At 76.5% G+C, this 10,497-nt stretch carries 8 protein-coding genes and 1 pseudogene; 1 reads left to right on the top strand and 8 read right to left on the bottom strand.

Annotation, left to right across the window (positions count from 1 at the left end):
• Window positions 1–296 precede the first annotated feature (296 nt).
• On the top strand, window positions 297–1,607 hold the full coding sequence (locus CCL05_RS40890; RefSeq protein ID WP_086565636.1) for an MFS transporter: 1,311 nt from the start codon (window positions 297–299) through the stop codon (window positions 1,605–1,607).
• A 157-nt stretch (window positions 1,608–1,764) separates the two neighbouring features.
• Here the strand turns inward: CCL05_RS40890 and CCL05_RS40885 are convergent, their stop codons facing one another.
• The 8 genes and pseudogenes from CCL05_RS40885 to CCL05_RS40850 all read right to left on the bottom strand — a co-directional run.
• Window positions 1,765–3,171: a PfkB family carbohydrate kinase gene (locus tag CCL05_RS40885; protein WP_086565635.1), complete on the bottom strand. Its 1,407-nt coding sequence runs from the start codon at window positions 3,169–3,171 to the stop codon at window positions 1,765–1,767.
• A complete protein-coding gene (locus tag CCL05_RS40880) occupies window positions 3,168–3,803 on the bottom strand; it encodes a D-sedoheptulose-7-phosphate isomerase (RefSeq protein WP_086565634.1) in 636 nt (211 codons plus the stop codon). Before CCL05_RS40880 ends, CCL05_RS40885 begins: the two co-directional genes overlap by 4 nt.
• 100 nt (window positions 3,804–3,903) lie before the next feature.
• Window positions 3,904–5,181 carry a glycosyltransferase gene (locus CCL05_RS40875; RefSeq protein WP_086565633.1) on the bottom strand — a complete coding sequence of 426 codons (1,278 nt, stop codon included), beginning with the start codon at window positions 5,179–5,181 and terminating at the stop codon, window positions 3,904–3,906.
• The gene (locus tag CCL05_RS40870) at window positions 5,178–6,143 is read right to left on the bottom strand and encodes a glycosyltransferase (protein ID WP_086565632.1); all 966 of its coding nucleotides are present in this window, start codon (window positions 6,141–6,143) and stop codon (window positions 5,178–5,180) included. Before CCL05_RS40870 ends, CCL05_RS40875 begins: the two co-directional genes overlap by 4 nt.
• Complete coding sequence (locus CCL05_RS40865; protein WP_167409712.1) at window positions 6,140–7,213, bottom strand: glycosyltransferase family 9 protein; 1,074 nt, start codon at window positions 7,211–7,213, stop codon at window positions 6,140–6,142. Before CCL05_RS40865 ends, CCL05_RS40870 begins: the two co-directional genes overlap by 4 nt.
• Window positions 7,210–7,932 carry a D-glycero-alpha-D-manno-heptose-1,7-bisphosphate 7-phosphatase gene (locus CCL05_RS40860; RefSeq protein ID WP_086565630.1) on the bottom strand — a complete coding sequence of 241 codons (723 nt, stop codon included), beginning with the start codon at window positions 7,930–7,932 and terminating at the stop codon, window positions 7,210–7,212. Before CCL05_RS40860 ends, CCL05_RS40865 begins: the two co-directional genes overlap by 4 nt.
• Complete coding sequence (locus tag CCL05_RS40855) at window positions 7,929–9,002, bottom strand: glycosyltransferase family 2 protein (protein WP_086565629.1); 1,074 nt, start codon at window positions 9,000–9,002, stop codon at window positions 7,929–7,931. The genes CCL05_RS40860 and CCL05_RS40855 overlap by 4 nt, the downstream gene beginning before the upstream one ends.
• Window positions 8,999–10,426, bottom strand: a pseudogene (locus tag CCL05_RS40850) (carbamoyltransferase family protein); the annotation flags it as partial. The gene CCL05_RS40855 and the pseudogene CCL05_RS40850, both read right to left, overlap by 4 nt.
• Window positions 10,427–10,497: the final 71 nt, after the last annotated feature.

Below are 10,497 nucleotides of genomic sequence, written 5' to 3'. Positions count from 1 at the left end.
GGGCCCTTCTCGCTGTCTTGTGTGGTCGCCGTCACGTGCTGCGGCCCGGGCGGGGCCCTTGATCGACAACTGTGATCAACCACACTCGCGGCCTCAAATGCCCTCGGGCCGGAGGCGGTTGGGAAGTGTGAAGGAAGAGGACGAGGTGTGGACGGAACCGACTCGGGGGTTCCCTCTGCCACGATGGTCGGCGCCGTACCCGGCGAGGGGAGCCACCGCGCAGCGCTGCCGGTGCCTCTCGTTCCCCTCGTCCCCCTCCTCCTGAGTCCTCGGACTCGTCTTGCGAGTACCGCCCTGTGTCTTCGTCGTCCTCCCCTGCCCAGCCCGTCTCGCGCTCGCCCTGGCGGTCGCTGCGGTACCGCAGCATGCGCTGGTGGTCCGCCGCGAACTTCGTGTCGAACGCCGGTACGTGGATGCAGCTCACGGTCCAGAACCTGCTGGTCCTGCAGATCACCGGGTCCGCCGCCGCGACGGGGCTGTCCATGTCCGTGCAGGCAGCCCCTGCCCTGCTGATGAGCGTCCTCGGCGGCGCGGCCGTCGACCGGTGGCCCCGCAAGCTGACGGCGACCGTGAGCCAGGCGCTGCTCGGCGCGATCGCCTTCACGACGGCCGTGCTCGTGGCGCTGGACCAGCTCGACATGACCTCCCTGATGGTGCTGGCCGCCCTCACGGGTGTCGTGGCGACCGTCGACAACCCGGCGTGCGCGCTGCTGGGCAACGATCTCGTCCCGGCGGAGGACGTCCCCTCGGCCATCGGGGTCGGGGCGCTGGTGCACCAGTCCGGCAGGCTCGTGGGAGCGGCCATGGCCGGTGTGGCCGTGGGGTTCCTCGGCACGTCCGCGGCGTACTTCGCGAACGGCGTGTCGTTCCTGTTCGTGGCCTCGGTCATTCCGTTCCTGCGGCCGGCCGCAGGGGCGGTGCGGGAGGTCGCCGCGGGGCCGAAGCGCACCGGCTCGGACATGTCCGTGCGCGAGGGGCTGGCCTTCTTCGCGCGCCGGCCGCGTCTGATGGCGCTCGCCGGGGTGACCGGGATCAGCGCGGTGTTCGGCCGCAACTACGGGCTCACCCTGGCCGTGCTCGTCACCGGGCCGCTCGCGGGCGGTGCCGGTTCGTTCGGCACGGTCTCGACCGTGCTCGCCGTCGGCGGCATCCTCGGCGCGCTCCTCGGCGCCCGGCTGCGCCGGCCGTCCGTGCGGCTGGTGGGGGCGCTGGCGGCTGCCGGGGCGCTGCTCCAGGTGGTGGCCGGGCTGTCGCCGTCGCTCGCGGTGCTGATCGTGCTCGTGCTGCCGATGGCCGTGGTGGAGTCCGTCTCCGACACCGCCGGCACGGCCGTCCTCCAGACCGACCCGCCCGCCCACCTGCGGGGTCGGGTGCTGGGCGTGTGGGGCAGCATCGGCACGGTGTGGAGCCTGGGCGGCCCGCCCGCGCTCGGCCTCCTCATGGAACTGGCCGGCGCCCGCGGGGCCCTCGTCACCGGCGGACTGCTCATCGCCGGCTCGATCGGCGCGGGCTACCTGCTGCGGCAGCGCCGCGCCACGACGCCGGTGGTGCTCCGGACGGAGGAGGGCGACGTCCACGGGCAGCCGGCGCTCAGCACGGCGGCCTGAGCGGGTGCGTACAGGGGGCTGGTGAGAGAGCCGGCGAAAGCCGCCGTGATCGGCCGCCCGGGCCTGGAGGGCTCCCCCGGTGGACCCGCCTGCCGACCAGCAGGTAGGCGGGGCTGCCCCGGCGGGAGCGCCTCAGCGGCAGGCCGGCCGGACGCCGTCAGGAGCCCGACGGCCGCAGGGCCGTCGTCGCCGCCTTCGCCGCCCGGCGGGTCAGCAGGGTCGTGGAGCGGCCGTCGAGGTACGGCAGGACCACGGCCTGGCCGCCCCAGGCGCGCAGCGTCGCGGCCTCGGGCAGGTCCTGGACGGAGTAGTCGCGGCCCTTGACCCACACGTCCGGCCGCAGCCGGGCGAGTACCGCCTCGGGGGTGTCCTCCTCGAACACCACGACGGCGTCTACGCTGCCGAGCGCGGCGAGGACCCGGGCGCGGTCCGCCGCCGGGTTGAGGGGACGGCCCGGGCCCTTGCGGCGGGTGACGGACGCGTCGGAGTTCAGGCACACGATGAGGCAGTCGCCGATCCGCCGGGCGCTCTCCAGCAGGCCGACGTGACCGGCGTGCACCAGGTCGAAGCAGCCGCCGGTGGCGACCACGGTGCCGCCCCGGGCCCGGACGCTCTCCGCGAGGGCGAACGCGTCGGTCGCGGCGTCGTCCGCGGGGCCGGGCGGCGGTTCGGTCCGCCACAGGTCGGGGTTTCCGGCGCCGCCCGCCGCGACGAACGCGGCGGCCTCGGCGACCGCCCGTTGCAGCGCCTCCTCGGGCAGCAGGCCGTCGGCGAGGGCCGCCGCCGTCGTCGCGGCGAAGCAGTCGCCCGCGCCGCACGGGTCGCCGTCGGCCCGGTAGGGCACGGGGACGAGCATCGGCGTACCGGAGCCGGGCCGGGCCAGCAGCACCCCGCGGTCACCGAGGGTGACGGCGACTCCGGCGGCGCGCCAGCGCTCCGCGAGCCGCGTCCCGCGCTCGGCGTACACGCCCAGTGACGTCCCTCCGGAGCCGGGGTACAGGGCTCGTGCCTCCGCCGCGTTCGGGGTGACGAGCCGGGCTCCGGGCACGGGCGGGTCGCCCTGGGGGTGCGGGTCCCACACCAGGGGGGTGCGGCGGGCACTGTCCTCCAGGTACGGCCGCAGGGCGCCGGCGGTGTGGCGGCCGTAGTCGGCGACGAGGATCGCGCGGGCGTTCGCCAGGGCCTCCCGGACGGCGCCGTCGGGTTCGCCGGGGGTGCCCCCGCCCCGGTCGATGCGGACGACGGGCCGGCCGCCCGCGAGGACGCGGGTCTTGACCGGCAGGGTGCCCTTCAGCGGGAGCTCCAGCAGCCGGACCCGGCCGCGCAGGTCACGCCGTACGGCCTCGCTGGCCTCGTCGTCGCCGAGGGCGGTCACCAGGACCACGTCCCGGCCGCCGCGGGCGGCGAGGGCGGCGGCCAGTCCGGCTCCTCCGGGGTGCCGCCGGTCGCCGGTGACGTCGACGACGGGGGCGGGGGCGTCCGGGGAGAGCCGCGTGGAGACGCCTTCGATGTCCTCGTCGAGGAGGACGTCCCCGACGACCGCGAGCGGTTCCGGTCCGGTCATGGCGTGCTCCCGTGGGTGAGGACCGTGCGCCGCGCGAGCGGTGCGGACACGGCCGTGTCGAAGCACTCGCAGAGCAGGTGGACGGCGACGAGGTGGGTCTCCTGGACGTTGGCGGTGCTGCCCGCATCGACGCACAGGGCTTCGTGGGCGGCTTCCGCGAGGGGGTTCGGGCCGCGCCCGGTGAGCGCCCACACGCGCAGTCCGGCCTGCCGGGCGGTCACGGCAGCGGCGATGAGGTTGGCGCTGCGGCCGGAGGTGGACAGCAGCAGCAGGACGTCGCCGGGGCGGCCGTGGGCGGTGACCTGGCGGGCGTAGACGTGGTCGAAGCCGTAGTCGTTGCCGATGGCGGTCACGCTGGACGTCTCGGCGTGCAGGGCGAGCGCCGAGTAGGCGCGGCGTTCCTTGCGGTAGCGGCCGACCAGTTCGGCGGTGAGGTGCTGGGCCTGGGCTGCGCTGCCGCCGTTGCCCGCGGCGAGCAGCCGGCCGCCGCCGGTGAGGACGTCGGCGAGCCGGCCGCCCCAGTCCGCGATCTGTCCGAGGCTGTGCGTGCGGAACCGGCCGAGTGCCTCTTCCAGTGACCGGCAGTGCAGGCGGGCGGCGTCGAGCGCGGGGTGTGCAGGGTGTTCGCTCATGCTGTTCGGGCGTGCCGCCGCCCGGTGGGCGGTGGCGGACCCGCACCTCCTTCGGTCTTCGGGCGTCGGCCGCGGCCGGCGGGGTCGGGGACGGATCGGTTCAGCCGGCGTCCGTCGCGGCGGGCTCGGCGTCGAGGACCTCGCAGTAGACGGCCTCGGTGGCCGCGGCGACCTGCCCCCAGCCGTAGCGGCTCAGGACCCGGCGGCGGCCGGCCGCTCCGCACGCCGCGCGGGCCGCCGGGTCGGCGAGCAGACCGGCGACGGCGCGGGCCAGGGCCTCCGGGTCACGGGGCGGCACCAGGCGTCCGGTGCCCGGGTCGGCGACGGTGTCGAGCTGCCCGCCCACCGCGCTGGCGACGACGGGCACGCCGCACGCCATGGCCTCCAGCGGGACGATGCCGAAGGGCTCGTAGTCGGCGGGGCACACCACGACGTCGGCGGAGCGCAGCAGCGGCGGCACCTCCTCGCTGGGCACGGCGCCGGTGAAGCGGACCCGGTCGGCGACGCCTGCGTCCCGGGCGACGCCGCGCAGCCGGCGCACCTCCGGGTCGTCGTCGAGCCGGTCCGCGGGCGGCCCGCCGACCACGACGAGCTCGGTACCGGGCAGCCGGGCCAGGGCGGCGACGGCCACCGCGGCGCCCTTGCGCGGCACCAGCCGGCCCAGCTGGAGCAGTCGGTGCGGGTACGGTCCGCGTGGCGCGGCCGGGCCCTTGGGAGTGAACCGGTCGGGGTCGACGCCGCACGGCACGATGCCGATCTTGTGCGGGGGTATGCCCATGCGGGTCAGTTCGGCGGCTTCGTCCCGGCAGGTGGCGACGACGCGGTCGCAGCCCCGCCCGATCTCGATCTCGCCGGGGATCCGCTCGGGCGGGCTGGTGTCGGCGAGGCGCTGGTGCCGTCGCTTCACGGTGCCGAGGGCGTGGTACGTGTGCAGCAGGGGCAGCCCGTGGGCGCGGGCCCCGTGCAGCGCGGCCAGGCCCGACATCCAGTAGTGCGAGTGCACGAGGTCGGGGGCCCGGGTGCGCCAGCAGCGTGCCAGGTAGCGGCCGAACTCGCCCATGTACGGCAGGAGTTCGTCCTTGGGGAGCGGCTCGGCCGGTCCGGCGGGGACGTGGTGCACCTCGACGCCGTCGCGCAGCTCCACCCGGCTGGGCAGGTCGGGGGCGTCACGGCGGGTGTAGACGGTGACGCGGTGGCCCCGGTCGGCGAGCGCCCCGGCGAGGCAGGCGACGTGGACGTTCTGGCCGCCGGCGTCGACCCCGCCGAGCGCGGCGAGCGGACTCGCGTGCTCGGAGACGAGCGCGATCGCGAGGACGCCCGGGTCGAGGGGGTCGCCGCCGAGCGGTCCGGTGGGGAAGGGGCTGAGGGACGGGGTCATGAGCACACCTCCGTGATCAGGCGCTCCCAGTCGGCCAGGAAGCGCTTGAGCCCGTAGCGTTCGAGGGCCGCCTGCCGGGCCCGGGCTCCGTCCGCGGCCGCGGCCTCGGGTTCGTGGAGGTAGCGGCGGGCGACGCGGGCCAGGACGTCGGGGCGGGTGGAGAGGGTGCCGGCGCCGGGCGGGACGGCCTCGACGGCTCCGGTGGTGGCGAGGGCCAGGACGGGCAGGCCGAGGTGCATCGCCTCCAGCAGGGACAGGCCGAGGGAGGTCCAGCGCACCGGGTGCAGGTACATGCGGCGTTCGGCCAGCGCCGTGTGCAGCTCGCTCTGCGGCAGATCGGCGGTGCGGCACCGGTCGGGTGGCAGGGCGAGGTGACCGGCCAGGCCCTCGGTGCCCATGCCGAACACATCGAGCGGCACCGCCTCGGCCAGGGCGGGCAGCAGGTCCGTGCCGGTGTACCGGGCGCGTCGCACGGGTTCGTTGACGACGACGGCGGCGCGGGCGAGCCGGCCGGTGTAGCGGTGGCCGGGGTCGACGATGCCGTGTTCGACGACCGCGGTGCGGGTGCTGCCGCAGTCCCAGAACAGCCGGTTGAAGTGCGTGACGTGCACGATCGTCAGATCGTCGCGGCCGGCGCACGGATGCCGGGTGTCCGGTACGCCGCCGTCGGGCGCGTTGTGCTCCAGGTACAGCGCGGGCACGTCCCGGCCGGGGCGGCGTCCGCCGAGCCACCGCTCGGCCAGTTCGAGCTCGTGCGGACGTTGCAGGAGGACCAGGTCGACGGGCGTGTCGCGGAGTTCTGCGGGGGTGGCCTCGCGGACCGAGGCGGGCCAGGAGAAGGTGCGGGCCCGTCCCAGGCCGTCCGGGTCGCGGCCCGGGGTGACGGGGACGACGTAGGTGTGCGGGCCCTGAACGAACGCGGTCGTCCAGGAGCCGTGCACGTGCCACAGCAGGATGTTCATACGGCCGCTCCTCGCTCCGTCTGTTCTCCCTGGTCCGCCGGGTCGTCCGTGAGGGCCGCCACGGCGGCGAGCACCTCGGCGTCGCCGATGCCGTCCAGGCAGGGGTGGCCCGGCACGGGGCAGCGCCGGGCCCGGGTGTCCGCACACGCGGCGTGCCGGTCGCCGAGCAGGACGTGCGGCACGCCGTAGGGGGCCCACCGTTCGGCCGGCACGACCGGTGCGAAGAGGCTGACGACGGGTGTGCCGACGGCGGCGGCGAGATGGGCCGGGCCGGTGTTCCCTGCCACCACGGCCCGCGCCCCGGCGAGGACTCCGGCCAGCTGCGGCAGGTCGGTGGCGCCGCCGAGGTCCAGCGCGTACCGCCCGGCGACGCGGGCGGTCAGCTCCCGCTCGGCGCGGCCCCCGGTGACGACGACCCGGTATCCCTCGGCGGACAGGGCGGCGACGGCCCGGGCCGCCCGGCCGGGGGTCCAGGCCCGGGCGGGGACGGCGGCACCGGGGTGGACGACGATGTACGGCTCGGGCCCGGTGAGGTGCGTGGTGCGGGGCGGCGGTGTGACGCGCAGTCCGCCGTCGTCGCCGGGCGGCAGGGCGTAGCCCGCGGCGCGTGCCAGGTCGAGGGCGGCCAGGACCTCGTGGCGGTGCGGCGCTCTGCGGTTTCGCAGGTCGAGCAGCGCGCCGGGGTAGTCCTCGCTGTCGGCGGCGATCCAGCCGATCCCGGCGAGCCTCAGCAGCAGGGCGATCGGCAGCGGGCTCTGGTGGTACGACACGAGCACGAGCGCCCGGTCGAAGCGGCCCGCCGTGAGCGTCCCCATCAGCCGCCGGGTGGCCGTCCGGGTGACGGGCGGGGGCTCCAGGCCGACCCAGGGGGCGTCGTAGGTCAGCACGTCGTCCGCCCCGGGCAGCATCCGCCCCGCCGCGGCGCCCTGCGGTCCGCACAGCAGCGCGGTGTAGGAGGACCCGGCCGTGACGGCCCGCACGGCGGGCCCGGCCAGGAGCACGTCTCCGGCGCTGTCGAGGCGGACGACGAGGGTCCGGGGCAGGCGGCTGCGGGAACGGAAGGGGGTCATCGCGGCTCCCCGGTCGACAGGGCCGGGTGTCCGCGCGGTACCGCTGCCGACGCGGCCTGGTGACGGCGCTGTTCGCCGTCCGGCCCGGCCGGGCTGCTCCGCCACTCTCCCGTCGCCGCACCCGCGTCGAGGATCAGGCGGACCGCGGCGGGCAGGTCGGCCGCCGTCACGTCGGCCTGCGTGATCTCCTCGGGCCGGGTGACCTCGGTGGGAACCAGGACCCCGCGGGCTCCCGCGGCCCGCGCCGCCGCCATGTCGGCCCCGATGTCGCCGATGACGACGGTGTCTCCGGGCGGGACACCGAGGCGGCGGCACGCGGCCAGGATCAGTCCGGGGGCGGGCTTGCGGCAGCCGCAGCCCTCCCCCGGCCCGTGCGGGCACACCGCCCAGACGGCGAATGGCCCGAGCAGCTCCTCCATCCGCAGGCGTACGTCCTCGACCTGGCGAGGGGTGAGCAGGCCGCGGGCCAGGCCCGACTGGTTGGTCACGACGCCGACGGGAATCCCGGCTGCGCGCACGGCGTCGACGGCCTCCCGCGCGCCGGGCATGGGCTCGACCCTCGCCGGGTCCCCGTTGTAGGGGACGTCGGCGACGAGCGTGCCGTCGCGGTCGAAGAGGACAGCGGCGGGGAGCGGGCCGCCCGGCTCGTGCGGGGGCTGCCGTAGGCCGGTGGGCCCGTTCCGCCCGGAGAGCAGCCAGGGGCCGGTGGGGCGGGTCATGACCGAAGCCGTTCCCTGACCGCCGGGCGGGGCGCGGGCGCCGGCTCGCCGGTCCCGAACCTGGTGAGCGGCCGGGCCCTACGGTGCGCGAGCTGTCCGCGCAGCCAGTGCCAGGTCGCGGCCGGCGGGATGAGTGCGCTGGTCACGGCCATCATGAGCACCTCGTCGCGGGTGCGCGGCCCGGGCAGGATACGGGCCAGGGCCAACTCGGTCGTGCCGGCCAGCCATGCCGCGCCGCAGGCCCCGGCCGGTCGGTGCCGGCCGAGCAGGGCGCAGCCGAGCGCCGTCACCCCCGCCCCGGTCACGGCCAGGTGCAGGGGCAGTCGGCCGCGGGCCGCCTGCGCCCGGCGCCACCAGTGGCGGCCGTGCAGCCGGGTCATCAGCACGTCGTCGGCGTTGCCGGCCTGGAGACGGACGGAGGTCCAGCGCCCGGCCGGCCGCACGGGGTGAGTGGTGGTGCGCCGGCCCGTGGTGAGGGTCCAGCCGGCGTCGAGGACGCGCAGGGCGAGGTCGGCGTCCTCCCGGAAGGCCCGCCGGAAGCGCTCGTCGAATCCGCCGACGGCGGTCAGCGCCGACCGGCGGTACGCCATGTCGGCGGTGATCCAGTGGGCGCCGGCGAGTCCGGCCGTGTTGCGTTCCCAGTCGGTGGGGCGGCGGTCGGCGGGCAGCGGCACCTCGATCCGGGCGGTGATCCCGGCGGTCCGCTCCGTCGCCGCGGCCAGGTCGAGCGTCAGGTCGTCGCCCCAGGTGGGACCGGGGACGACGTCGTCGTCGAGGAAGACGATCCAGGGCACGTCCCCGGCCGCCCGCCAGCCGAGGTTGCGTGCGGCGGCCGGTCCGCGCGCCCCGCCGGGTACGACGAGGGTGCGCGAGCGCAGGGACGGCGGGATGTCGGCGGTGAGGGGCGGGCGGTCCGGGCCGGGCCGGTCGTCGACGAGGACCAGCCGGACCGGCCCCGGTCCGCTCGCCTCGGCCAGGGCGTGCAGGCACACGCGCAGGCTGGGCCGGCCGAGGGTCGGGACGACGACGGCGTACTCGGCGTCCCGGGTGCGGGCGTCGGGCTCGGTCATCGCAGGCCTCCGGCGTCCTCGGAACGGAACAGGTCGCCGCGGCGGACGGCGTACGGGCCGATGGCCAGCAGGTCGACGGGCGAGGAGCCGAAGCACTCCAGGGCGTCGCGCGGGTCGTCGACCATGGGCCGACCGGACGTGTTGAGGCTGGTGTTGACCACGACGGGCAGGCCGGTGCGGTGCTCGAACTCGCCGAGCATGCGGGCCACCAGCGGTTCGCGGGCCGGGTCGACGGTCTGGATGCGGGCGGTGCCGTCGACGTGCACGACGGCGGGGATGCGGTCCCGCCAGGCCGGGGCGACGTCGTGCACGAACAGCATGTACGGGCTGGGCAGCGGACCGTCGAAGATCTCGGCGGCGCGGTCGGCGAGGACCATCGGGGCGACGGGCCGGAACTGCTCGCGGCCCTTGACGTCGTTGAGCCGTTCCAGGTTGCCCGCGTGCCCGGGGTGGGCGAGCAGGGAGCGGTGGCCGAGCGCCCGGGGGCCGTATTCGGAGCGGCCCTGGAACCAGGCGACGATCGCGTTGTCCGCCAGGGCGCGGGCGACGGTGGCGGCGATGTCCGGGGGCCGTTCGAAGGGTACGGCGGCCGTCTTCAGCCAGGCCCCGAGCTCCGCGTCGGTCCAGTCCCGGCCGAGGTCGGCGCCGGGCATGGGCTCCGGTTCGTCGCCCGCGCCGGCGGACAGCAGCAGGGCGCCGCCCAGGGCGGTCCCGGCGTCTGAGGCGGCGGGCTGCACCCACACCCGGGAGAAGGGGCCCTCGCGGGCGATACGGGAGTTGGCGACGCAGTTGAGCGCGACACCGCCGGCGAGCGTGAGCACCCGGTCGTGGGTACGGCCGTGCAGCCAGCGCACGAGGTCGAGCAGGGTCTCCTCCAGCACGGCCTGGGCGCTGGCGGCGACGTCGGCGTGGTCCTGCGTCCACGGCTCGTCGGACCTGCGCGGCGCGCACAGCTCCCGCCACGGCACGCCGGTGGCGTGGAAGCCGCCGTCGCCGGTCGGATACACGTGACGGCGCAGTTCGGTGAGCATGCGCGGGGTGCCGTGGGAGGCGAGGGCCATCACCTTGAACTCGTCGGAGGAGCGCAGGAAGCCCAGGTGTTCGGTGAGTTCCTCGTAGACCAGGCCGAGCGAGTGCGGCAGGTCCTGGGCGTGCAGCGCCTCCAGCCGGCCGCCGACGCGGCGTGCGGCCAGGTGGGAGGCGCGTTCGCCGCGGCCGTCCAGGACCAGGACGGATGAGTCGCCGGCGTCCGGTGCGGCGAAGGCGCCGGAGGCGGCGTGGGCCATGTGGTGCGGCACGAAGCGGACGATGCCGGGGGCGAGGCCGGGCAGGGCCGTCCGCAGGAATCCGGGCGCCTCACGGGCGTAGATCAGCCGCAGGTGGTCCCACGGGTCGTCCAGGCCCATGTCCTCGGCGGGCCGGGCTGCGCCCGCAGGACCTCGACGCGGTCACCTACTCCTTCGACCCGGCACTGGCCCGGCCCGCCGAGGACATG

This window comes from Streptomyces africanus (assembly GCF_002150735.1).
Lineage (GTDB): Bacteria > Actinomycetota > Actinomycetes > Streptomycetales > Streptomycetaceae > Streptomyces > Streptomyces africanus.
Note: the sequence above shows the minus strand (reverse complement) of the source record. Positions and strands in the feature narration are given on the sequence as shown.

Bases quoted from the DNA above. Each gene is read 5' to 3' on its own strand.
- CCL05_RS40860 (WP_086565630.1), bottom strand. From the start codon at position 7,932: ATGACCCGCCCCACCGGCCCCTGGCTGCTCTCCGGGCGGAACGGGCCC.
- CCL05_RS40870 (WP_086565632.1), bottom strand. From the start codon at position 6,143: ATGAACATCCTGCTGTGGCACGTGCACGGCTCCTGGACGACCGCGTTC.
- CCL05_RS40865 (WP_167409712.1), bottom strand. From the start codon at position 7,213: ATGACCCCCTTCCGTTCCCGCAGCCGCCTGCCCCGGACCCTCGTCGTC.
- CCL05_RS40880 (WP_086565634.1), bottom strand. From the start codon at position 3,803: ATGAGCGAACACCCTGCACACCCCGCGCTCGACGCCGCCCGCCTGCAC.
- CCL05_RS40875 (WP_086565633.1), bottom strand. From the start codon at position 5,181: ATGACCCCGTCCCTCAGCCCCTTCCCCACCGGACCGCTCGGCGGCGAC.
- CCL05_RS40885 (WP_086565635.1), bottom strand. From the start codon at position 3,171: ATGACCGGACCGGAACCGCTCGCGGTCGTCGGGGACGTCCTCCTCGAC.
- CCL05_RS40855 (WP_086565629.1), bottom strand. From the start codon at position 9,002: ATGACCGAGCCCGACGCCCGCACCCGGGACGCCGAGTACGCCGTCGTC.